Raw genomic sequence first — 21,389 nt, forward strand, 5'->3', positions numbered from 1 at the left:
GAGCCCGGGCCGGGGGCACCGGGGCGAGCCGATAGCCTCTGCTCCGTGACAGATCAGCAGCCCCATCAGTTCGAACGTGGCACGGACGGCCCGAAAGTGATCGTGGCGGGCCTCGACGGTTCCGATTCGTCGATGCGCGCCGCGGCCTATGCCGCCGGTCTCGCCCGTCGCCAGCGGGCCATGCTCGCGCTCGTCTACGTCCAGCCCGTGCTGCCGGCGGGGGCCGCGCTCGGAGCGCCGGTCGGCGACACGACCGGTGAGGTCGCCGAGGGGCTCGTGGAGGAGATCCGGCAGTCCGCTGAGCGGATGAAGGACATATGGGATGTGCGCTGGGAGTTCCACACCTTCCGCGGGGACCCCTACAACGGCCTGGTGACGGCGGCGGACGAGCTCAAGGCGGACGCCGTCGTGGTGGGCGCGTCGGAGTCGGCGGGACACCGTTTCATCGGCTCGGTGGCCGTACGCCTGGTGAAGGCGGGACGCTGGCCGGTCACCGTGGTCCCGTAACCCGCCCGCCGCTCCTCCCCCGCGCCGGCGCCGCCCGACCGTTCACCGCACCATTCGCCGCTCTGAGCGACCGCTCGTCGCACGGGGCCGCTTTTGTCCTGTTCCTCGTGGCGCGAATGCGTTCGTATACGCCAGTCAGCAGCGAGGCGGCAGGGACCTCCGCGGGGAAGGGCGTTCACCATGACCACGACGACGACCGACGAGCGGGCCCTCGCGGAGCTGCAGCGTGAGCACGGACCCGCCCTGTTCCACTTTCTGCTCGGTCTGACCTTCGGCGACCGGCAGCGGGCCGAGGACCTGCTCCAGGAGACGCTGGTGCGCGCCTGGCAGCACCCGGAGGCCTTCGACGGGCCGTACGAGTCGATGCGCCCCTGGCTGTTCACCGTCGGCCGCCGGCTGGCGATCGACGCCCGCAGGTCACGGCTGGCCCGGCCCGCCGAGGTCGGCGACGCCGTGCTGGAGACCACCCCGGCCGGGGAGGACACCACCGCCTCCGCGGTCGCCGCGCTCGATGTGCGGGACGCGGTGCGCACCCTGAGCCCCGAGCACCGGGCGGTGCTCGTACAGATTTACTTCCGCGGGCTGAGCGTGGGCGAGACCGCCGAGGTGCTCGGGATACCGGCGGGCACGGTCAAGTCCCGCTCCTACTACGCGCTGCGGCTGCTCTCGCGCAGTCTGCCCGGCTACTCCAGCAGGTCCTCCTCCCGGAGCAGCGCCAGCAGGTCGGCCGCCTCCGCGACCGCCGCGTAGTCGGCGGCGCACCGGTCGCAGCCCCGCAGATGGCGGGCGACCGCCCGCGCCTCCTCGGCGGGCAGCGCGTCCAGGATGTAGGCACCGAGCAACTGCCGCATGTGCGGTCCCTCCCCGGGGTCGGCGGTCATCGCAACCTCATGTCTGTGACGGATCGGGTCCGACGGATCCTGCCCTTCTGGCCACGCGGGGCGCGCTCCCCCGGTTCAATGCTGCGTGGGGGACCGGCCGGGCGCTGCCCGCCGACGGTCCCCGCCCCGGTGCCGAGCACGGAAAGGAACGGGACGGGATGCGTCCGGAACGTCATGACGGAACCAGTGGGGGCGGCCTGCTGGTCCCGATGGCCTGGATGTACGCGGAGTACCTCGCCGACGAACTCCTGCGGACCGGCGATCTGATGGAGCCGGCGACGCTGGAGTACCGGGCGGGGCGTGACGCGCTGGCGCTGACGATCTTCCTCTCCGACGGCGCGGTGGCCGAGGCGCTGCCCGCCACCCGGGTGGACGAGCTGCGGATGCTGACGGCGTACGGGACGCCGTGGTGCCGCTGGGTCTGCGAGCGGCTGGGGACCCTGGCGGCGGCGCCGGGCGGCACGGGTCCGGATCTGGCACTGGCCCGGGCGGCGTGGCGGTGGCTGGAGGAGACGGAGCTGCTGGCGGCGGACCTGGAGGCGATCGGGCCGCTCCCCTGGGAGCCGGACGGCCAGGAGCCGGGCACCGAGGACGCGGCCCAGGTGTGGACGCCCGCCTGGCAGCTGGGACTGCCCCTGGGCCATCTGGCGATCCATCTGTACTGACCGCCGCACCCGGTCAGGAGCCGTGCACCCCGGCGCGGTACTTCGGCAGCCGTACGGTGATCCGCATCCCGGCGCCGATGCCGGTCTCGATGACGAGGCCGTACTCGTCCCCGTACACCTGGCGCAGCCGTTCGTCGACGTTGAGCAGGCCGATGCCGGTGGACTTGCCGCCCTCACCGCGCAGGATGTGGCGCAGGCGCTCCGGGTCCATGCCCGTGCCGTCGTCCTCGATGACGACCTCGGCCTCGGAGCCTGCGTCCAGGGCGCTGATGGTGATGCGGCTGGAGGTGACAGCTCCCTCGAGGCCGTGTTTGACGGCGTTCTCCACCAGCGGCTGGAGGCAGAGGAAGGGCAGGGCGACGGGCAGCACCTCGGGGGCGACCTGGAGGGTGACGGAGAGCCGCTCGCCGAACCGGGCGCGGACCAGGGCGAGGTACTGGTCGATGGAGTGGAGTTCGTCGGCCAGGGTGGTGAAGTCGCCGTGGCTGCGGAACGAGTAGCGGGTGAAGTCCGCGAATTCCAGCAGGAGTTCACGGGCCTGCTCGGGGTCGGTGCGGACGAACGAGGCGATGGCGGCCAGCGAGTTGAAGATGAAGTGCGGGGAGATCTGGGCGCGCAGGGCCCTGATCTCGGCCTCGATGAGCTGGGTGCGTGAGCGGTCGAGTTCGGCCAGTTCCAGCTGGACGCAGACCCAGCGGGCGACCTCGCCCGCCGCCCGCGCCAGGACCGCCGACTCGCGCGAGGCGTAGGCGACGAGGGTGCCGAGGACCCGGTGGTCGACGGTGAGCGGCACGGCCACGGCCCATTTCAGCGGGCAGTCCAGATCGTCGCAGTCGCTGCGGAAGGCGGTGTCGCGGCCGGTGGCGAGGACGCTCTCCACCTGTTCCATGACGTGCCGGCCGTGGTGGGCGCCCTCGCCGTCCCAGACCAGGACGCGGTCGCGGTCGGTCAGGCACAGGGCGTCGGTGCCCAGCAGTGAGCGCAGCCGGCGGGCGGACCTGCGGGCGCTGTCCTCGGTGAGGCCGGCGCGCAGCGGGGGCGCGGCCAGCGAGGCGGTGTGCAGCGTCTCGAAGGTGGCGTGCTCCACGGGCGTGCCGACGTCGCTGGGGCGGACGGGGCGGGCGGTGCGGCGTCCGGCCAGCAGCCCGCCGCCGAACAGCAGCAAGCCGATGAGCACGACGACGGCGTAGCCGGGCCCGGTCACCGGTGCCTCCCGGAAGTGAGTGCTTCGGGCAGGTGGAAGCGGGTCATGGCGGCGTTCGTGCCGGCGGGTATCCGGCCCGGGGTGGCGAGCGAGACCAGGATCATGGCGAGGAAGCCGACGGGCACGGACCAGACGGCGGGCCAGGCGAGCAGGGCGTGCGGCCAGCCCGGCGGGCGGACCGCACCGCTGACGGTGATCGCGACGGAGAGCAGGGCGGAGCCGCCACCGAGCAGGAGGCCGGCCACCGCGCCGGGCGGGGTCAGCCGGCGCCACCAGATCCCGAGGACCAGCAGCGGGCAGAAGGAGGACGCCGACACCGCGAACGCCATCCCGACCGAGTCGGCGACCGGGACCCGGCTGACCATCAGCGAGCCGGCCAGCGGGACGGAGATGGCGAGGACAGTGGCCAGCCGGAAGTGCCGTACCCCGCGCGAGGGCAGCACGTCCTGGGTGATGACCCCGGCGACGGCCATGGTCAGTCCGGAGGCGGTGGACAGGAACGCGGCGAAGGCGCCCCCGGCGACGAGCGCGCCGAGCAGGTCCCCGCCGAGGCCGCCGATGACCCGGCCGGGCAGCAGCAGCACGGCGGCGTCCGCGTCGCCGCCGTGGATCAGTTCGGGGGCGTACAGCCGGCCGAGGGCGCCGTAGACCGGCGGCAGCAGGTAGAACACGCCGATGAGGGCGAGGACGGCGACGGTGGTGCGGCGGGCGTCGCGGCCGTTGGGGCTGGTGTAGAAGCGGACGACGACGTGCGGCAGGCCCATGGTGCCGAGGAAGGTGGCGACGATGAGGCCGTAGGTCGCGTACAGCGGATGGTCGGCGCGGAAGACGGAGAGCTGCTCGTCGAAGGTGATGCGGGGGCGGCCGTCGCCCTGCCAGGCCAGCACCAGGAAGATCGCGGGGACCAGGAGCGCGGTCAGCTTCAGCCAGTACTGGAAGACCTGGACGAAGGTGATGGAGCGCATCCCGCCGGCGGCGACGGCGAGGACGACCACGGACGCGACGAGGACGTCACCGAGCCAGCCGGGCGCCCCGGTGAGGATCTTCAGGGTGAGCCCGGCGCCCTGGAGCTGGGGCACCAGGTAGAGCCAGCCGGCGCCGACGACGAGGACGCTGACGAGCCGGCGCACCTGCCGGGACTCGAGGCGGCCCTCGGCGAAGTCGGGCAGGGTGTACGCCCCCGAGCGGCGCAGCGGGGCCGCGACGAAGACGAGCAGCACGAGGTAGCCGGCGGTGTAGCCGACCGGGTACCAGAGCATGTCGGGGCCGTGGACGAGCACCAGGCCGGCGATTCCGAGGAAGGAGGCGGCGGAGAGGTATTCGCCGCTGATCGCGGCCGCGTTGAGGCGGGGGCGCACGGTGCGCGACGCCACGTAGAAATCGGAGGTGGTGCGGGAGATGCGCAGTCCGAAGCCGCCGACGAGGACGGTGGTGAGGACGACGGCGGCGACGGCCGCCACCGCGTACGTGCGGCTCACTGGGCGGGGCGGCCTTCCACGAGCCGGGCGAAGTCGTGCTCGTTGCGTTCGGCGCGGCGCACGTACCACCAGGCGGTCAGGGTCAGCGGCGGGTAGGCGGCGAAGCCCAGGACGGCCCAGATGACGGCGGAGCTGTGCAGGGCGGCGAAGACGAGCGGCAACGTGCCGGCGACGACGGCGAGGACGGCGAAGGCGGTGAGTCCGGCGCGCAGCTGGCTGCGCATCAGCGAGCGGACGTAGGCGCCGCCGAGCGCGGTCTGCTCGTCGATCTCCGACTGGGTGCGGTAGCGGGGCAGCGGACGCACCCGCCGGGGCTCCCCCGTCACCACTTCGCGCCGGGGTGTGGGCTCTGCGGACATGGGGCCGGAGTGTACGCAGGGCCCGGCCCCGCTGGGAAGGGGTCCGGGCGCGGGTCGGCGCTGGTCAGCGGCCGGTCTGCCGCATCAGCAGATCGCGCAGGGCGCGGGTGTGGCGGCGGCTGACGGCCAGCTCGGCGGTGCCGATGCGCACGCTCATGGTGCCCGCGTCCAGGCGCAGTTCGTCGATCCGGCCGAGGGCCACGAGATGGCGGCGGTGGATGCGGACGAAGCCCCGGGTGCGCCAGCGCTCCTCCAGGGTAGTGAGGGGGACGCGGACGAGGTGGCTGCCGGTGGCGGTGTGCAGCCGGGCGTAGTCGCCCTGGGCCTCGGCGTAGGCGATGTCGTCGACCGGGACGAAGCGGATGACGCCGCCGAGTTCGACCGCGATCTGGTCCTGCGCGGTGTCGTGGACGGGCGCGGTACGGTCCCCGACCTGCTCGGCGACGCGGCGTACCGCTTCGGCGAGCCGTTCGCGCCGCACGGGCTTGAGGACGTAGTCGACGGCCTTGAGGTCGAAGGCGTGCACGGCGAAGCCCTCGTGGGCGGTGACGAAGACGATGAGCGGCGGTGCGGCGAACCCGGCGAGCAGCTGGGCGACGTCGAGTCCGGTGAGACCGGCCATGTGGATGTCGAGGAAGACGACGTCGATGGCCGAGGGGTCGTCGGGCCCCGCGTCCACGGCACCGCCGATGCGGCGCAGCGCCTCGGTGGCCCCGGTCGCTCCCTCGGCGCTGCGGATCCGGGGATCGGCGCGCAGGAGGTAGAGCAGTTCCTCCAGGGCGGGTTCTTCGTCGTCGACGGCGAGTACGCGGAGCATGAGGCCGGAGTTTAGGGTCTGCGCGGCCGGGCCGGGGGGCCGGAGACTGAGTGATTCACCGGCTGTTTCCGTACGGGACGGCATGTGCACCCCGCCACCCCACCGCGATGTCGGCGCCTATGCCCTGGGCGTGCTCGGCGCCGCCGACGCCTTCCGGTTCGAGGAGCATCTCGACGGCTGTCCGGGGTGCCGGGCCCGGGCGGCGGAGTTCGGCGGGGTGAGCGCCGTGCTGGGGCAGTACGCGCGGCTGACGCCGCCGGGCGTCCACCCGGTGGTGCGGGCCGGTCCGGGGCTGGCCCGGCGGGCGGCGGAGGCGGTGGCGGCCGGGCGGCGCAGGACCCGCCGGCGGCGCCTGGCGCTGGTGGCGGCGGCCGCGGTGCTCGCGGCCGGGGCGCCGTTCGCCGTGCCGTTCGCGGTGCCGTTCGCCGCGCCGGGCGGGGAGCGGGCGACGACGCGGTGGACGGCCGGGGACTGGGGTTCCGGGATGACGGCGATGGTGACGGCGGACGCGCGGGAGTGGGGCGCCGATGTCGGCCTGGTGGTCTCGGGGGCCCCGGACGCGGGGGTGTGCGCGCTGGTCGCGGTGGGGCGGGACGGCGGCGAGGAGACCGTCGCCACCTGGTCGGCGGGGCCCGGGCCGCAGCCGCTGCGGGTGAGCGGGGGCGCGGCCCTGCGGCCCGCCGCCATCGCCCGGTTCGAGGTGCGCACGGCGACCGGCCGGCGGCTGCTGCGGCTCACCCGCTGACGACGGCGCCGGGGTCGGGCAGGGCCGGGGGCCCGGGGCTACTTGAGCAGCTTGGAGAGCCTGCGGTCGGCCAGCGGCTTGCCGCCCGTCTGGCAGGTCGGGCAGTACTGGAGCGAGGAGTCGCTGAAGGACACCTCGCGGATGGTGTCCCCGCAGACGGGACAGGCCTCGCCGGTGCGGCCGTGGACCCGCATCGCGCTCTTCTTCTCGGCCTTCAGCCGGCCGGCCTCCAGTCCGCTGGAGCGGGCGACGGCGTCGTTCAGCGTGGTGCGCAGGGCCGTGTGGAGCCGGGTGATCTCCTCGTCGGTGAGGTGCGCGGTGAGCTTGAACGGCGACATCTTCGCCACGTGCAGGATCTCGTCGCTGTAGGCGTTGCCGATGCCGGCGATCAGCGACTGGTCGCGCAGGGCGCCCTTGATCTGGCGCCGCTCCCCGTCGAGCAGCGCAGCGAACGCGTCCCGGTCGAAGGAGGGGTCGAGCGGGTCGGGCCCGAGCCGCGCCACTCCGGGGACCTCGGCGGGGTCGTGCACCAGATGGACGGCCAGCCGTTTGGTGGTGCCCGCCTCGGTCAGGTCGAAGCCGTCGCCGCCGGTGAGGACGGTACGCAGCGCGAGGGGCCCCTTGCCGGGCCGGGGCGGGGCGTCGGGGAAGCTGTCCTTCCAGCGCAGCCAGCCGGCCCGGGCGAGATGGGTGACCAGGTGCAGGGGGCCCACCTCGATGTCCAGGAACTTGCCGTGCCGCCGCACGCCGGTGACCGTCCCGCCGTGCAGGGCGGTCAGCGGCGGGTCGTACGTCTTCAGGACGCTGATGGCGAGCGGCAGGACGCGGTCGATCTCCTTGCCGACCAGGTGGTCGTCGAGGAAGACCCGCAGGGCTTCGACTTCCGGCAGTTCGGGCATGGTTCCAGCCTGCCGCAGCCGGGGCCCAGGCGCCTACCGGAGGCCGTACACCCGCTCGGCGGTGGTGGCGAGGACGGCGTCCCGCTCGTCGGCTGCCAGCGACTCGGTCAGCGCGAGGGAGGCCTCGACGACCTCGGTGTACGTGGCGGCGAGCCGGCACACCGGCCAGTCCGAGCCGAACATCAGCCGGGCGGGCCCGAAGGCGTCGAGGACGGTGTCGGCGCAGGGGCGCAGATCGGCGACGGTCCAGTTGTGCGGGTCCGCCTCGGTGACCAGGCCGGAGAGTTTGCACACGGTGTTGGGAAGGGCGGCGAGCGCCCGCAGGTCCGCGGCCCAGGGGCTCAGCTCCCCGCCGGCGACGGGCGGCTTCCCGGCGTGGTCGAGTACGAAGGTGAGTCCGGGCAGCCGTGCGGCGGCTCCGACGGCCGCGGGCAGCTGGTGCGGCTGGACCAGCAAGTCGTAGACGAGCCCCGCCTCGGCCACGGCGGCGAGTCCGCGCAGGACGTCGGGGCGCAGCAGCCACTCGGGATCGGGCTCGCCCTGGACCTGGTGGCGCAGCCCGACGAGCCGTTGGCCACCGGGGAGTTCGCGCAGGCCGGCCAGGGTGTCGGCGATGTCCGGGGCGGTGAGGTCGCTCCAGCCCACGACACCGGCGACCAGCTCGCTGCCGTCGGCGAGCGCGAGGAACTCGGGGGTCTCCTCGGGGACGGTCACGGTCTGGACGAGCACGGTCGCGGACACGCCGTTGGCGCGGGCCTCCGGCGCCAGGTCGGCGAGGGTGAAGTCGCGGCGCAGGGGCGCCAGTTCCTCGCCGTTGATCCAGTCCTGGTCGCGTACGGATAGGTCCCACACATGGTGGTGGGCGTCCACGAGGCGGGGGCGGGCGGTCATCTCACAGCTCCCAGGCGACGGGGAGCCCGGCTCCGGCTCCGTCGGTCGAGTAGTCGTGCGCGACGTCGAGGAGTTCGGCCATCCGGGCCTGCCAGGCGACGTTGACGGGGAGCTGCTCCAGCTCGGCGAGGAGCCGGGCGTAGTCCTCGCAGTCGATGAGGTGGAACAGATCGGTGCCGCTGCGCCAGATCGTCCAGGAGGCGGCCCCCGCCGCCCGGATGGCGCGGGTCAGCTCCGGCGGGACCTCGCGGTGCGCGGCCTCGTACTCCGCGATCCGGTCCGCGCGGACCTTGGTGTGCAGGGCGATACGCATGTCAGTGTCCGTTCTCGGTCAGCAGGCCCTGGTCGCGCAGGTCGTCCCAGAGGGCGTCGGGGATCTCCCGGCGCAGCTGCGCGGCGGCGTCGCGCACCTCGTCCGGGGAGCGGGTGCCGACGAGCACTCCGGCGACGGCGGGGTGGGTGAGCGGGTAGCGCAGGGCGGCGGCGCGCAGCGGCACGCCGTGGCTCTCGGTGACGGCCTTCAGGTGCAGGGCGCGGTCGAGCAGGTTCAGGGGCGCGGCGGCGTAGTCGTAGGTGGCGCCGGGGCGCGGGTCGGCGAGGAGCCCGGAGTTGAAGACCCCGCCGACGACGACGCTGCGGCCGCGCGCGGCGGCGGCGGGCAGCAGATCGGTCAGAGCGGACTGGTCGAGGAGGGTGTGGCGGCCGGCGCAGAGCACCACGTCGGCGTCGGTGTCCACGACGAAGCGGGTGAGCATCGCGGTCTGGTTCATGCCGGCGCCGATCGCTCCGACGACGCCCTCGGCGCGCAGCTTCTCCAGTTCGGGGTACGCCTCGCGGAAGGCGGCCTCGCCGTGGTCGTCGGGGTCGTGGAGATAGGCGATGTCGACGCGGTCGAGGCCGAGCCGCCGGAGGCTGTCCTCGATGCTGCGGCGGACCCCGGCGGCGCTGAAGTCCCAGCGTCTGCGGTGGGTGGCGGGCACCGCGAAGCCCTCGGAGAGTCCGTCGGAGGCGGCGGCCCCGCCGCCGGGCAGCGGGTCGAGGACCCGGCCGACCTTGGTGGAGAGGGTGTAGGAGTCGCGGGGGCGGTCGCGCAGGGCCTCGCCGAGGCGGCGTTCGGAGAGACCCAGTCCGTAGTGCGGCGCGGTGTCGAAGTAGCGCACGCCCTCGTCCCAGGCGGCATCGACGGCGGCGGTGGCCTCGGCCGGGTCCACCTCACGGAAGAGATTGCCGATGGCCGCCGCGCCGAAGGACAGCTCGGTGACCTCGACCGCACTGTTTCCCAGCCTGTTGCGCCGCATGTGACCGCCGCCCTCCCCGATGATCGCTTCTGTACAGAGCGAATATTCATCGGATCACTTGGGTGCGTCAACACCTCGGAGCCCATCAACTGCGGTGATTGACCGGCGAGCTATCCGATCTATCGGCCGACCCCCGTCGGCAGCAGCGTGAGCAGCTCGGCCACCTCCTCCTCCGTGCAGCGCGCCAGCCGCTCCAGGTCGGGCAGCGCCCTGCCGTCGGCCACCAGACCGATCTGCACACTGGAGCCGTACGTGGTGAGCGCGACGGCCAGGGACTGGCCCCGGGCCAGCGGCGCCATCGGGTAGAGCGCGCGCAGCGGGCAGCCGGCGAGCGAGAGCGCCGAGCGGGGCAGCGGCACGCTGGTGACCAGCACGTCGAAGAGCATCCTGGCCGCGCTGCCGGCCAGCGGCGCCCCGAACCGGTGCGCGAGGGAAGGCAGTTGGTCGGCGAGGACCGCGACGGCTCCGGCCCCGCGCAGCGGCCCGGCGGCCTTGTTGCGGTCCATGGCGGCGCGTACGGCCTTCAGCCGCTCCCAGGGGTCCTCCTCGGAGACGGGCAGGCCGAGCAGATAGGCGGAGAGCCGGTTGCCGGTGGCGGCCGCACCGCCGGGGCGGCGCCGGGAGACCGGCACCAGGGCGCGCGGATCGGCGCCGGGCAGGGGTTCGCCGCGCTCCAGCATCCAGCGGCGCAGCGCGCCCGCGACGACGGCGAGCAGGATGTCGTTGCCGGTGCCGCCGGCGGCCCGGCGGATCAGCCGCACGGCCTCGGCGTCGAGATCGGCGGTGGCCAGCCGGCGCGTCCCGCTGGAGCTGGCGCTGAGCGCCGGGGCGCCGCGCAGGTCGATGCGGCTGGCGCGTACCAGCGAGGCGCCGACGCCGAAGGCCCGGCCGAGGTCCTCGATCCGGCCGAGGGCCAGGCCCGCGACCTGGCGGGGGCCGGGCATCCAGGAGCGGGGCGGTACGGGACGCGGCCGGGCGGGCACCGCTCCGGACCGGGCGCGGCCCGCGACGGAGGCGATCTCGTCGAAGATCCCGGCGCCGATGGCGACCGCGCGCATCCCGTCGGCCAGCGCGTGGTGGAGCTTGACCAGCACGGCGAAGGGGCCGCCGGGAGCGCCGGTGAGGACGTACATCTGCCAGGGGGGAAGACCGCGTCGCAGCGGCTGCTCCATCAGCTCCCCGGCCAGCCGGGTGGCCGCCGCCATGAAGCCGCCGTCGCCCTCGGCGGACGCCGTGTCCAGGGGCAGCTGCACCCGCTTGACGTGCCGGTGGACGTCGAAGTCCTTGTCGGCCGACCAGGCGGCGCCGCCGACGGGCAGCAGCACGTCGCGCACCCGCATCCGGAGCCGGGGAATGGCGGCGGCCCGGGTGCCGAGCAGGTCGAGGAGGTCGTCGGGGGCGGGGGCCCGGCCGGGCTCGGGGGCGAAGACGGCGAGCGCGCCGAGGTGCATCGGGTGGGCATCGGACTCGAGGTGCCAGAAGGCCAGATCGAGAGGTGCCAGTAGCTCAGTGCCCAACGGGTCCTCATGTCATCGAAGACAAAGACTGACGGAATCGCAGTCAATCTCTCCCAGTCCATTACGGTCAAGGACAGACATGTTACGTTCCGTTACTTTCCAGTACTGCTCCATCGGGGCTCCAGACGGCGCGTCGGCACCGCGTCAGTCGCGTGGCGGAATGACGAATTCGCACCAGACGCACTTGCCGGTCCCCCGGGACTCGACGCCCCACGCGTCCGCCAGCTGGTCCACGAGCATCAGCCCCCGGCCCGAGACGCCCGACTCCCCCGCGTCCCGCCGGCGCGGCAGCGCGCTGGACCGGTCCTCGACGTCGACCCGGAGCCGCCGCTCGGGTCCGGTGAGCACGCGGATGGTGACGATCGCGCCGCCGTCGGTGTGCATCAGCGCGTTGGTGGTCAGCTCGTCGGCGGCCAGCTCGACCTCGTCGGCCCGGTCCCTGGCGCCCCAGGCCCGGACCGCCGCGCGGATCATGTGGCGTGCGGAGCTGAGCGCCTCCGGGTCGTTCTGCGCCACGTGCTGCTGGAGCCGGCCGCCGGGCTGCGGGGCGTGCGCGGCCTTGCGGCGCAGCAGCAGAACCGCCACGTCGTCCTCGCCGCCGCGCTCGTCGACGGACTCGCAGAGCCGGTTCGCCAGCTCCTGGAGGTCCTGCGGCCCGTTCGTGATCATGGAGGTGAGCAGCTGCATGCCCTCGTCGAGGTCGGCGCCCGGCTGCTCCACCAGGCCGTCGGTGAAGAGCACCATCGTCTGCCCGGGGTCCAGCTCGACCGTGCTGACCGGATACTCCAGCCGGCCGAACTCGGCGGAGAGCCCCAGCGGCAGCCCGCCCTCGACGGGCACCTTGCGGCAGCCGCCGTCCGCGTCCCGTACCACCGGGTCCACATGCCCGGCCCGGACCAGCTGCACCACGCCCGTGGTCAGGTCGGCCTCGGCGTAGGTGCAGGTCGCGAAGCGGTCGGTGTCGAGTTCGTGCAGGAAGACCGAGGCCCGCGCCATGACCGTGGCGGGGCTGTGCCCCTCGGCGGCGTAGGCGCGCAGCACGATGCGCAGCTGCCCCATGACGGCGGCGGCATGGGTGTCGTGGCCCTGGACGTCCCCGATGACGGCGCCGACCCGGCCGCCGGGCAGCGGGATGACGTCGTACCAGTCGCCGCCGATGTCCCGGCCGAGCCGCGCCGAGCGGTAGCGCACGGCGATCTGGGCGCCGGGCACGTCCGGGATCCGGCGCGGCAGCATCGCCTGCTGGAGCCCCTCGGCGAGGTCGTGCTCCTGCTCGTAGAGCATGGCGCGCTGGAGGCTCTGGGCGATGGAGCTGCCGAGGGCGACCAGCAGATTGCGCTCGTCGGCGGTGAAGCCGCCCTTGTCGCTGTAGAGCAGCCCGAGGGCGCCGATGGGGCGGGCCTGGGCGATCAGCGGCAGATAGGCGGCGGACCTGATGCCGAGGTGGCTGATGTGGGGCCACAGGACGGGGTAGGAGTCGGCGAAGTCCTCGGCCGACTCGATGAAGCGCGGGGTGAGCGTGCGCACGACCTCGCTCATCGGGTACTGCTCGTCCGTCCGGGTGTACCGGGTCCCCGGCACGAACGCCCCCTCGGGCCCGTCGGCCACCAGATGGATGCGCCCGGCCTCGATGAGCCCCATGACCAGGCTGGTCGCTCCCAGGAGCGCCATTCCCTCGGAGTTCTTGAGCACCTCGATGACGTCCCTGACCGTACGGGCGTGGGCCAGCGCGGCCGTGGTGCCCTCGACCAGGCTGGTCCGGCGCTGCCGCTCCTCGTCCAGCTCACGGCGGGCGGTGGAGTCGGCCAGCTCCTGGGTGGCGTCGCGCACGATGCCGATGATGCGCTGCGGGCGTCCGCTCGCGTCGCGCCGGACGAAGCCCTGGGTGTGCGTCCAGCGCAGGGTGCCGTCGCTGCGCTGGATGCGGAAGTAGGCCCCGTAGTTGGCCCGGCCGCTCTTGAGCGCCTGCGAGACCATGGCATCCAGGCGCATGGCCTCGTCGGCCGGCACCCGCATGGCGAGCGTCTCCGGCCGGTCGTCGTACTCCTCGGCGCTCAGGTCGAACACGTCCAGGGCCGGCTGGTCCATGTGCATCAGGCCGCTGTCGAGGTCCCAGTCGAAGCTGCCCATACGGTTCAGGGCGAGACTGAGGTCCGGGTGGGCGGGCCAGTCGTCCGGGAGTGACAGGGCACCCGCTACCCGATCATCCATGTGCGTCACTCTGCCACCATTTGTCCGATTCTTCGAGCGAACCGTCCACCAGATGAACGTGGCATGGAACACATTTTCGGAGCGTCCGGGAGTGCCGATTCCCAAGGAAACGCGGCGGGCGGCATCGGTGCGGGGTACCGGATATCGCCCCAGAACGCCGCCCCGCTCCGAAACCGGGCGGGAGCAGCGGCTAACGTGTGCCACGGAGCGGACTACTAAGCCAACCCTTACCAGGGTCCGCCCTGCCCCTGTTCGTCCGTTCTAAGGAACAGCCCTCCATGACACGCCCCGTCCGCGTCGCCATCGTCGGAGCCGGTCCCGCCGGCATCTACGCAGCGGACGCGCTGCTCAAATCCGACGCCGCCGCCGACCCGGGTGTCTCGATCGACCTGCTCGAGCGGATGCCGGCCCCCTTCGGCCTGATCCGCTACGGCGTGGCCCCCGACCACCCGCGGATCAAGGGCATCGTGCAGGCTCTGCACCAGGTCCTGGACAAGCCGCAGCTGCGGCTCTTCGGCAATGTCGACTACCCCAACGACCTCGGCCTCGACGAGCTGCGGACCTTCTACGACGCCGTGATCTTCTCGACCGGCGCCGACGCGGACCGCGCCCTGGACATCCCGGGCAACGAGCTGGACGGCTCCTACGGCGCCGCCGACTTCGTCTCCTGGTACGACGGCCACCCGGACGTGGCGCGCACCTGGCCGCTGGAGGCCGAGAAGGTCGCCGTGCTGGGCGTCGGCAACGTGGCCCTGGACGTGGCCCGCATCCTCGCCAAGACCGCCGACGAACTGCTGCCGACCGAGATCCCCGCCAACGTCTACGACGGCCTCAAGGCCAACAAGGCCCTGGAGGTGCACGTCTTCGGACGCCGCGGCCCGGCCCAGGCGAAGTTCAGCCCGATGGAACTGCGGGAGCTGGACCACTCGCCGAACATCGAGGTCATCGTCAACCCCGAGGACATCGACTACGACGCGGGCTCGATCGAGACCCGCCGGGGCAACAAGCAGGCCAACATGGTCGCCTCCACGCTGGAGAACTGGGCGATCCGCGATGTCGGCGACCGCCCGCACAAGCTCTTCCTGCACTTCTTCGAGTCCCCGGTGGAGATCCTCGGCGAGGACGGCCGCGTGGTCGGCCTGCGCACCGAGCGCACGGAGCTGGACGGCACGGGCAATGTGCGCGGCACCGGCACCTTCCACGACTGGGACGTGCAGAGCGTCTACCGCGCGGTCGGCTACTACTCGCAGGAGCTGGCCAAGCTGCCCTTCGACGTCGCGTCCGGCACGGTCCCGCACGCCGCCGGCCGGGTCCTGGCGGGCGGGGAGCCGATGGAGTCGGTGTACGTCACGGGCTGGATCAAGCGCGGTCCGATCGGCCTGATCGGCCACACCAAGGGCGACGCCAACGAGACGGTCGCCTGCCTGCTGGAGGACCACACCGCCGGCCGGCTGCCCGCGCCGGCGCAGCCCGAGCCGGAGGCCGTCGTGGAGTTCCTCCGGGCGCGCGGCGTCCGCTACACCACCCGCGAGGGCTGGTACCGCCTGGACGCCCACGAGCGCGCCCTGGGCGAGGCGCAGGGCCGCGAGCGGGTGAAGGTCGTCGAGCGCGAGGGCATGCTGGACGCCTCCGGGGCCGACAGCTGACACCTCCGCGTACGGCGACGGCCCCGGAACCCCCGCGCGGGGGTTCCGGGGCCGTCGCGGTGCGGCAAGGGCCGGTCAGCGGCCCTGGAGCGCCTTCACGTTGTCACCGAAGGTCCAGTCCTTGGAGCCGTCCCAGTTCAGCGACCAGGTCATCAGCCCCTTGAGGCTGTCGCCGTAGTGGTTCCAGGCCTGCGAGACGAGGCCGGGCGCCATGTAGCCGCCGCCGGCGCCCGGCTGTGCGGGCAGCCCCGGGACCTGCTTGTCGTACGGCACCCTGATCGTGGTGCCCTGGATGACGAGTCCCTGGTCCAGGCAGTCCGTCTGCGCGGTGAAGCCCTCGACGGTGCCCGCACCGTACGAGTCGCCGGAGCAGCCGTACATGCTGCCGTTGTAGTACTGCATGTTCAGCCACCAGAGCCGGCCGTTGTCCGCGTACTTCTTCACGATCGGCAGGTAAGCGCCCCAGATCGAGCCGTACGTGACGCTGCCGCCGGTCACATAGGCCGTCTCCGGCGCCATCGTCAGGCCGAAGTTGGACGGCATCTGCGCGAGCACGCCGTCGATGATGCGGATCAGGTTGGACTGCGAGGCGGAGAGCTGGTTGATGTCGCCGCTGCCGCTGAGGCCGGTCTCGATGTCGATGTCGATTCCGTCGAAGTTGTACTTCTTCAGGATCGGCACCACCGTCTCGACGAAGCGGTCGGCGACGGCGGTGGAGCTGAGGTCGATCCCTGCGGTGGCACCGCCGATCGACATCAGGGTGGTCAGGCCGGACGCCTTCGCCTGGCACATCTCCGCCGGGGTCGGGACCTTCACCGTGGAGTCCATCCCGTCCTCCCACAGGACGGTGCCGTCGGAGAGGATCACCGGGAAGGCGGCGTTGAGCACGTTGTAGCCGTGCTGGGTGATGCGGCTGTCGGTGACCGGGATCCAGCCCAGCGGCGGGTGCACACCGTTGGCCGCGCCGTCCCAGTTCTCCCAGTAGCCCTGGAGCACCTTGCCCGACGGCTTCGGCTTGACCGCGCAGGTGTCCTCCTGCGCGGATTTCGGCGTCGCCGCGACCAGCATCGGGACGATGCATGCCGCCGCGAGGCCGACCCCCAGCAGACGTGATGTGCGACCGAACACGGCGGCACCCCTTCCTGATTCGGCATGCCCCTGACAACTCGGGCCAGGACCACGAACGCGCCCAACGTAAAGTGGTCCAGACCTTCCGTCAATAGGTCTGGACCAGAAGCGGAGCCCGTCGGTCCCTAGGGAGCGGGGCTCTCGCTGCGGGAACGCTCGCGCACCCGGTCCGGGTAGCGCTCGGTGAAGCGGACCGCCAGGACCAGCAGGACGACCGGAATGATCCAGTTCAGCCAGTCCGAGCCGGACGAGGTGTGGACCGCGATCAGGCCGAGCACCGCGGTGATCGCGAAGACCACGCCCCAGACCAGCGTCAGCACCCGGTTGACCCGGCGGAAGACGGGCCTGCCCCACACCTCGCGGGGCGTGGACTCGCGCGCGTACTGCTCCGTGAACGGGACGAACGCGAGCGAGCCGAGCGCCACCACGGCGATCACCCCGCTGGAGAGCACCTGCGCGTACCGCTCCACCCAGTACAGGTCCTGCCGGTCCAGGAAGAGCGCCAGGAGGCTCAGCACGACGAAGAAGACGATGCCGGTGACCTCCAGCACCTTGTACGAACCCCGGCGCATGTCGGGCAGGTTGAGCACAACAGCGGCGACGAGGCCGGCCAGCGCGGCGTACTCCCAGGTGCTGGGGGAGGCGATGACGTCGAAGATGATCCACGGGGCGAACGCGAAGAGCAGATTCCCGGTCCGCCGACCGGACTTGGCCTCGTTCACCGGACACCTCCGGGATGTGGCCCGGCACGGCACCCTGCCGCGTCTTCCATGGTGAAGCCCCCGCCCGGCCCCCGCATCTCCACCTCCGCGGCCCGCGTTGCAGCCGGTGCGGGCCGGAGTTTGAATGAAGGATCAGCACGGCAAGGGAGGCCACTATGGCCACGCATGCCTCGCGGACCTTCGACCCGGCCCGTGTCGTCCATCTCTCCGGCCGCTTCGCCCCGGTCACCGAGGAGGTCGACGAGGCGGACCTGCGGGTGACGGGCGAGCTGCCGGCTGAACTCGACGGACTGTTCCTGCGCAACGGCCCCAACCCCCGCTTCACCCCGATCGGTTCGTTCCTCTATCCGATCGACGGGGACGGCATGCTGCACGGCGTGTGGATCTCCGGGGGCCGGGCCCGCTACCGCAACCGCTTCGTGCGGACACCCGCCGTGGTTGCCGAGGAGCGCGCGGGCCGGGCACTGTGGGGCGGCATCGAGTCCATGATCATGCCTCAGGTGCCGGACGTGGAACCGGAACTGGCCGGCACGTTCCGCGATCTGCCGGACATCAACGTGGTGCGCCACGCCGGACGGCTGCTGGCGCTCGCCGAGTCCGACTGCCCGTTCCTGATGACACCGGAGCTGGAGACGGCCGGCAAGGAGACGTTCGGCGGGGCGCTGCCGGCCGGGATCACCGCCCACCCGAAGATCGACCCGGTCACCGGCGAGATGCTGGTCTTCTGCTACGGCCTGGAACCGCCCTACCTCACCTGGTCGGCCATCGACCCCGACGGCACGGTGGCCCGCGGTCCGACCACCGTCGACGGGCTCGACGAGCCGATGATGATCCACGACATGGCGCTCACCGAACGGTTCCTGGTGATCGTGCTGGCACCGGTGTTCTTCGACATCGCCGCCGCGATGAGCGGGGGCTCCATGATCGACTGGCGGCCCGAGCGCGGCACCCGGGTGGCCCTGGTCTCCCGGGACGGCGGTCCGGTGCGCTGGGCGTCCGACGAGGCGTTCTGGCTGTGGCACACCGTCAACGCGTACGACACCGAGCCCGGCGGCGGCGATGTGGTGCTGGACTACGTGCAGTGGACGCGGCTCGCCCTGGGCACACCCGACGAGGGCGGGCAGCCGAACACGGCGGGGCTGGTCCGGGCGGTCATCGACCCCGTCGCGGGCACGATGAGCCGGACCGTGCTGGACGACGCGAGGATGGAACTCCCGCGCACGGACGACCGGTTGATCGGCCGTCACCACCGCCAGCTGGCCGTGGCGTCGGATTCGGGGAACCCGGATCTGCTGCCCGGCGAGTTCGACGAACTGCGCTGGTACGACGGCAGGGACACCTCGGGCACCTGCGTGGCGTGGCAGGCCGGGAACCTCTCGGTCGGCGAGCCCGTCTTCGCTCCCGTCCCGGGCACCGCTCCCGGCGAGGGCGGCTACTGGATGACGTACGCCACCGACCGCACCGACTCCAGCAGTTGGCTGCTGGTCCTCCCGGCCGAGGACCCGGCCTCGGGCCCGGTGGCCCGGGTGCGGATCCCGGTACGGGTCCCGCTGGGGCTGCACGGGAACTGGCTGCCGACCCAGGAGTGAACGCCCCTCACCAGCCGGCGGGCTCGGCGATGTCCCCGGGGGCGTCCTGGTCCCCGTCCCGCCGGGGGAGCCGGATGGAGGTCTGCGGTTCGTCGGTCATGAGCGGCACCAGGTCCTCCGGCGGCTCGTCCGGCTCCGTGGGCACCCCCGGCGGCTCGTCCGTCGGAAGCTCCGGGAACGGCTCCGGGTACCCGTCGGTGGGGTCGCCCGACGGGACGCCGGTCGGCGTGGGGCAGTCCCCGGCCCATTCGCCCGGCCCCTCGGTGACGGCCGCCGGCTCACCGGGCGGCGTGGGCGCCTCGGGGGTCGGGCAGTCCTCCGGTGACAGCGAGCGGGAGGGCGTGGGCTCGGACGGCCCGGGTGACCTCTTCGACGGCTTCGGCCTCGGTGAGGCGTCGGGCAGCGGCCGGGTGAGATCGGTGCCCGGGTCGTAGGGCGGGGGCACGGCAGGCGTCCGGTCGCCGGCGCCCTCGTCGCCGGACGGCCGCTGGATCCAGGTGCCGTGCTCCACATCGACGATCATCAGGTCCGACACGGGCCGCGCGGCGGGCTCGACCACCACGATCCGCCCGGGGTCGTACCCCGCCCAGCGCTCGCCCCGGTCGGCCGACGCGTCCCGCAGCCCGGCCGGCGGGGACAGCGGGTTGCCGCAGGCGCAGCGGACGCGCGGGAGGCCGTGGCTGTCGACCATCACAGCCGTGCCCGCCTGGAGGACGGACTGGAAGGAGGTGGCCGCCCCCGCCCGGAAGCCGTGGTTGCCGACCCGGGTGTCGGCGCTCAGCAGGACGGGCGTGAGGCCTCGCAGGAAGTCCGGGACCTTCGACTCGGCCACGCCCGCGGCCTGCGCGAAGGCCTTCTCCCTGGCCGGGTCCGCCGCGAGGAAGCGGATCTGTTCCTCGACGTCGCAGGAGGCGGCGGAGCGGGTGCCCGCGTAGAGGCCGGGGGTCGACCCGGGGAGGATGTGCAGGGTCCGGCCGCCCGGCGCGGTCGTCCGCCGCTCCCCCGGGCGCGAGGCGTCGGGGCCCGCCCCGGGTGTCTTCGCGGTCGAACCGGTGAAGGGGTCGGATCCCCGCCCGGCGGCCGGCTGGAGGACGACGTCCTCGGCGCCGGCCGCCCCCGTGGTGCCGCTGCCGCCGCCCGAGGTCTCCCGCGCACAGCCCGCGGCGAGCAGGATCCCGGCGGACAGCGCGGCGAACGCGGTGCGGCGCAGGCGTATGCGTGAGTGCACGAAGAGGTCTCCTTGCCTGGTCACCGGTGCCGGGTCGTCCTCTCATGTCTGCCCCACTTCACCGTCCCCCGCAAGCCGGAGGCCCCCGGCGGGCAGCCGTCCCCCGGGTCGGGCGGGCGGGCCGCTTGAACGCGTTCAAGAAAGCCCCTAGAGTCGGCATCGGCAGCACTTGAACGTGTTCAACACAGTGGGGGGTGGGCCATGTCGGTCCTGGTCGGTCTGATCGTGATGCTCGGCATGCTGGTGATCGTGCCGGCCGGACTGCGGCTGGCGGACGCGCCGGAGCTGGACCACATACGGCGGTGGTGGCCCCTGTTCGCCGCACCCGGTGCCGTATCGCTCTGGCTGCCGCGCGGTACGCCCGCCACCGTCCTGGCCCTCTGCTACGGACTCGGGGCCGCGCTCCTGGCCCTGCACACGCTCCCCCGTATCGCCCGCCGCGACGGGCCGCTGCGGTCCGCCGCCACCGCGCCCGCCGAGATCGCCCTGCTCACCGCCCTGGCCACCCCGGCCGTCGCCGCCACCGCGCTGGTCGCCGAGCGCGCGGGCCGGCCGCTGTTCGGCTTCGGGCTCGGGATCCTGGCGCTGACCGTGCCGCACTTCCACTTCGCCGGATTCGCCGCTGCCCTGGTCTCGGGGCTGGTGAGCCGGGTGGCCGACAGCAGAGCGGGCCGGTTCGCCGCACTGAGCGTGCCGCTGGGCACCCTGCTCGTGCTGATCGGCTACTTCATCGGCGACTGGGCCGAACTGGCCGGGGCAGTCGTGCTGACGGCAGGTATGTGGACCGTGGCACTGCTGACCTGGCGCACGGTGCGCCCCGCCCACCGCGACCGGACCACCCGGCTGCTGCTGGCCGTCTCGGCGGCCGTCCTGGCGCTGACCATGGTCCTCGCCCTGAGCTGGGCGCTGGGCGAGGCCACCGGGCTTCCGCACCCCGGCCTCCTGTGGATGGCCGCCACCCACGGCGTGGGCAACGCGCTGGGCTTCGCGCTCTGCTCGGTCCTCGCCTGGCGGCGCCTGACCCACCGCACCGACAACCAAGGAAGGACCCGATGAGCACCCTCACCTACCCCGAGGTCGGCGCCACCCGGCTCGGCCCGCTCCCCGACGGCTACCACCACCTGCACCACCGCACCCGGATAGGGCACGGCCGCGCCGACTTCGAGGCGGCCGGAGCCGCGATCACCGAGTTCCGGATGCACCGCCGCTCCGGAGCCCACGTCGAGGCGTCGGCACCCCGCGCCGAGGCCGGCACGTCCGTTCGGGTGGCGCTGGGCGTCGGACCGCTGCGGTTCACCGCGCCCTGCCGGGTCATCTGGGCCGAGTACGGCCCCGGGCGGATCGGGTTCGCCTACGGCACCCTGACCCGCCATCCCGAGTGCGGCGAGGAGTGCTTCGTGGCCGAACTCGCCGAGGACGGCACGGTGTCGTTCCGGGTGATGGCGTTCAGCAGGCCGCTGCGCTGGTACGCCCGGCTCGCCGGGCCACTCGTCCCGCCCGTCCAGCTCTGGTACGCGCGCCGGCTCGGCCGCACCCTGCGCCGGATCGTCGCGGAACAGCGCGCGGAACGCGAACGGCCGGGCCGGTGAGCCCGGGAGCCCCGG

Annotated in this window: 22 protein-coding genes; 8 read left to right on the plus strand and 14 right to left on the minus strand. The window is 73.2% G+C overall.

Features of this window, described 5'->3' with window-relative positions; translation table 11 throughout:
* The first annotated feature begins 45 nt into the window (after positions 1-45).
* Both RLT58_RS02560 and RLT58_RS02565 read left to right on the plus strand, forming a co-directional pair.
* Positions 46-507, plus strand: coding sequence for a universal stress protein (locus RLT58_RS02560; RefSeq protein ID WP_311308712.1), 462 nt, complete (start codon positions 46-48; stop codon positions 505-507).
* 180 nt (positions 508-687) lie between these two features.
* The gene (locus RLT58_RS02565; RefSeq protein WP_311308713.1) at positions 688-1,257 is read left to right on the plus strand and encodes a sigma-70 family RNA polymerase sigma factor; all 570 of its coding nucleotides are present in this window, start codon (positions 688-690) and stop codon (positions 1,255-1,257) included.
* Here the strand turns inward: RLT58_RS02565 and RLT58_RS02570 are convergent.
* On the minus strand, positions 1,191-1,388 hold the full coding sequence (locus tag RLT58_RS02570) for a zf-HC2 domain-containing protein (RefSeq protein ID WP_311308714.1): 198 nt from the start codon (positions 1,386-1,388) through the stop codon (positions 1,191-1,193). The two genes, RLT58_RS02565 and RLT58_RS02570, sit on opposite strands and share 67 nt — an antisense overlap.
* A 158-nt stretch (positions 1,389-1,546) precedes the next feature.
* On the opposite strand from RLT58_RS02570, the gene RLT58_RS02575 reads away from it, so the two are divergent.
* Complete coding sequence (locus RLT58_RS02575; RefSeq protein ID WP_311308715.1) at positions 1,547-2,053, plus strand: hypothetical protein; 507 nt, start codon at positions 1,547-1,549, stop codon at positions 2,051-2,053.
* Between the two features lie 13 nt (positions 2,054-2,066).
* Here RLT58_RS02575 and RLT58_RS02580 read toward each other — a convergent pair whose 3' ends face one another.
* The 4 genes from RLT58_RS02580 to RLT58_RS02595 form a co-directional block, all read right to left on the minus strand.
* Entirely contained in the window at positions 2,067-3,257 is a 1,191-nt protein-coding gene (locus tag RLT58_RS02580; protein ID WP_311308716.1) for a sensor histidine kinase, read from the minus strand.
* The gene (locus RLT58_RS02585) at positions 3,254-4,735 is read right to left on the minus strand and encodes a sodium/solute symporter (RefSeq protein ID WP_311308717.1); all 1,482 of its coding nucleotides are present in this window, start codon (positions 4,733-4,735) and stop codon (positions 3,254-3,256) included. The genes RLT58_RS02580 and RLT58_RS02585 overlap by 4 nt, the downstream gene beginning before the upstream one ends.
* Positions 4,732-5,094, minus strand: a complete 363-nt coding sequence (locus RLT58_RS02590; RefSeq protein ID WP_311308718.1) for a hypothetical protein — start codon at positions 5,092-5,094, stop codon at positions 4,732-4,734. Before RLT58_RS02590 ends, RLT58_RS02585 begins: the two co-directional genes overlap by 4 nt.
* 64 nt (positions 5,095-5,158) lie before the next feature.
* On the minus strand, positions 5,159-5,911 hold the full coding sequence (locus RLT58_RS02595; RefSeq protein WP_311308719.1) for a LytR/AlgR family response regulator transcription factor: 753 nt from the start codon (positions 5,909-5,911) through the stop codon (positions 5,159-5,161).
* Between the two features lie 82 nt (positions 5,912-5,993).
* Here RLT58_RS02595 and RLT58_RS02600 point away from each other — a divergent pair, with 82 nt between their 5' ends.
* A complete protein-coding gene (locus tag RLT58_RS02600) occupies positions 5,994-6,656 on the plus strand; it encodes a zf-HC2 domain-containing protein (protein ID WP_311308720.1) in 663 nt (220 codons plus the stop codon).
* Positions 6,657-6,694: 38 nt separating this feature from the next.
* On the opposite strand, the gene RLT58_RS02605 is transcribed toward RLT58_RS02600, so the two are convergent.
* The 6 genes from RLT58_RS02605 to RLT58_RS02630 form a co-directional block, all read right to left on the minus strand.
* The gene (locus tag RLT58_RS02605; RefSeq protein WP_311308721.1) at positions 6,695-7,555 is read right to left on the minus strand and encodes an Fpg/Nei family DNA glycosylase; all 861 of its coding nucleotides are present in this window, start codon (positions 7,553-7,555) and stop codon (positions 6,695-6,697) included.
* 33 nt (positions 7,556-7,588) lie between these two features.
* Complete coding sequence (locus RLT58_RS02610; protein ID WP_311308722.1) at positions 7,589-8,446, minus strand: amidohydrolase family protein; 858 nt, start codon at positions 8,444-8,446, stop codon at positions 7,589-7,591.
* A gap of 1 nt (position 8,447) precedes the next feature.
* Positions 8,448-8,759: an L-rhamnose mutarotase gene (locus tag RLT58_RS02615; protein ID WP_311308723.1), complete on the minus strand. Its 312-nt coding sequence runs from the start codon at positions 8,757-8,759 to the stop codon at positions 8,448-8,450.
* A 1-nt stretch (position 8,760) separates the two neighbouring features.
* Positions 8,761-9,744: an aldo/keto reductase gene (locus RLT58_RS02620; protein WP_311308724.1), complete on the minus strand. Its 984-nt coding sequence runs from the start codon at positions 9,742-9,744 to the stop codon at positions 8,761-8,763.
* Positions 9,745-9,863: 119 nt separating this feature from the next.
* Entirely contained in the window at positions 9,864-11,261 is a 1,398-nt protein-coding gene (locus tag RLT58_RS02625; protein WP_311308725.1) for a wax ester/triacylglycerol synthase family O-acyltransferase, read from the minus strand.
* A 144-nt stretch (positions 11,262-11,405) separates the two neighbouring features.
* The gene (locus tag RLT58_RS02630; RefSeq protein ID WP_311308726.1) at positions 11,406-13,472 is read right to left on the minus strand and encodes a SpoIIE family protein phosphatase; all 2,067 of its coding nucleotides are present in this window, start codon (positions 13,470-13,472) and stop codon (positions 11,406-11,408) included.
* A gap of 278 nt (positions 13,473-13,750) precedes the next feature.
* On the opposite strand from RLT58_RS02630, the gene RLT58_RS02635 reads away from it, so the two are divergent.
* Positions 13,751-15,118 (plus strand): FAD-dependent oxidoreductase, encoded by a 1,368-nt coding sequence (locus RLT58_RS02635; protein WP_311308727.1) that lies wholly within the window; start codon positions 13,751-13,753, stop codon positions 15,116-15,118.
* Positions 15,119-15,193: 75 nt separating this feature from the next.
* Here RLT58_RS02635 and RLT58_RS02640 read toward each other — a convergent pair whose 3' ends face one another.
* The gene (locus RLT58_RS02640; RefSeq protein WP_311314396.1) at positions 15,194-16,186 is read right to left on the minus strand and encodes a chitinase; all 993 of its coding nucleotides are present in this window, start codon (positions 16,184-16,186) and stop codon (positions 15,194-15,196) included.
* 185 nt (positions 16,187-16,371) lie between these two features.
* The gene (locus tag RLT58_RS02645; RefSeq protein ID WP_311308728.1) at positions 16,372-16,968 is read right to left on the minus strand and encodes a DUF3159 domain-containing protein; all 597 of its coding nucleotides are present in this window, start codon (positions 16,966-16,968) and stop codon (positions 16,372-16,374) included.
* A gap of 155 nt (positions 16,969-17,123) precedes the next feature.
* Between RLT58_RS02645 and RLT58_RS02650 the strand changes: the two genes are divergently transcribed.
* Complete coding sequence (locus tag RLT58_RS02650; RefSeq protein ID WP_311308729.1) at positions 17,124-18,557, plus strand: carotenoid oxygenase family protein; 1,434 nt, start codon at positions 17,124-17,126, stop codon at positions 18,555-18,557.
* Between the two features lie 7 nt (positions 18,558-18,564).
* On the opposite strand, the gene RLT58_RS02655 is transcribed toward RLT58_RS02650, so the two are convergent.
* Positions 18,565-19,785 carry a DUF6777 domain-containing protein gene (locus RLT58_RS02655; protein WP_311308730.1) on the minus strand — a complete coding sequence of 407 codons (1,221 nt, stop codon included), beginning with the start codon at positions 19,783-19,785 and terminating at the stop codon, positions 18,565-18,567.
* A gap of 201 nt (positions 19,786-19,986) precedes the next feature.
* Here RLT58_RS02655 and RLT58_RS02660 point away from each other — a divergent pair, with 201 nt between their 5' ends.
* Entirely contained in the window at positions 19,987-20,841 is an 855-nt protein-coding gene (locus tag RLT58_RS02660; RefSeq protein WP_311308731.1) for a YndJ family protein, read from the plus strand.
* Positions 20,838-21,374, plus strand: coding sequence for a DUF1990 domain-containing protein (locus RLT58_RS02665; protein ID WP_311308732.1), 537 nt, complete (start codon positions 20,838-20,840; stop codon positions 21,372-21,374). Before RLT58_RS02660 ends, RLT58_RS02665 begins: the two co-directional genes overlap by 4 nt.
* Positions 21,375-21,389 lie beyond the last annotated feature (15 nt).

Origin of the sequence: Streptomyces sp. ITFR-16, from assembly GCF_031844705.1 — a bacterium.
In the GTDB taxonomy this organism is placed as follows: domain Bacteria; phylum Actinomycetota; class Actinomycetes; order Streptomycetales; family Streptomycetaceae; genus Streptomyces.

Coding starts and splice junctions, on each gene's coding strand:
- RLT58_RS02665 (WP_311308732.1), top strand. CDS start 20,838: ATGAGCACCCTCACCTACCCCGAGGTCGGCGCCACCCGGCTCGGCCCG.
- RLT58_RS02575 (WP_311308715.1), top strand. CDS start 1,547: ATGCGTCCGGAACGTCATGACGGAACCAGTGGGGGCGGCCTGCTGGTC.
- RLT58_RS02610 (WP_311308722.1), bottom strand. CDS start 8,446: ATGACCGCCCGCCCCCGCCTCGTGGACGCCCACCACCATGTGTGGGAC.
- RLT58_RS02660 (WP_311308731.1), top strand. CDS start 19,987: ATGTCGGTCCTGGTCGGTCTGATCGTGATGCTCGGCATGCTGGTGATC.
- RLT58_RS02590 (WP_311308718.1), bottom strand. CDS start 5,094: ATGTCCGCAGAGCCCACACCCCGGCGCGAAGTGGTGACGGGGGAGCCC.
- RLT58_RS02630 (WP_311308726.1), bottom strand. CDS start 13,472: ATGGATGATCGGGTAGCGGGTGCCCTGTCACTCCCGGACGACTGGCCC.
- RLT58_RS02635 (WP_311308727.1), top strand. CDS start 13,751: ATGACACGCCCCGTCCGCGTCGCCATCGTCGGAGCCGGTCCCGCCGGC.
- RLT58_RS02565 (WP_311308713.1), top strand. CDS start 688: ATGACCACGACGACGACCGACGAGCGGGCCCTCGCGGAGCTGCAGCGT.
- RLT58_RS02600 (WP_311308720.1), top strand. CDS start 5,994: ATGTGCACCCCGCCACCCCACCGCGATGTCGGCGCCTATGCCCTGGGC.
- RLT58_RS02595 (WP_311308719.1), bottom strand. CDS start 5,911: ATGCTCCGCGTACTCGCCGTCGACGACGAAGAACCCGCCCTGGAGGAA.
- RLT58_RS02570 (WP_311308714.1), bottom strand. CDS start 1,388: ATGACCGCCGACCCCGGGGAGGGACCGCACATGCGGCAGTTGCTCGGT.
- RLT58_RS02640 (WP_311314396.1), bottom strand. CDS start 16,186: ATGCTGGTCGCGGCGACGCCGAAATCCGCGCAGGAGGACACCTGCGCG.
- RLT58_RS02605 (WP_311308721.1), bottom strand. CDS start 7,555: ATGCCCGAACTGCCGGAAGTCGAAGCCCTGCGGGTCTTCCTCGACGAC.
- RLT58_RS02650 (WP_311308729.1), top strand. CDS start 17,124: ATGGCCACGCATGCCTCGCGGACCTTCGACCCGGCCCGTGTCGTCCAT.
- RLT58_RS02615 (WP_311308723.1), bottom strand. CDS start 8,759: ATGCGTATCGCCCTGCACACCAAGGTCCGCGCGGACCGGATCGCGGAG.
- RLT58_RS02620 (WP_311308724.1), bottom strand. CDS start 9,744: ATGCGGCGCAACAGGCTGGGAAACAGTGCGGTCGAGGTCACCGAGCTG.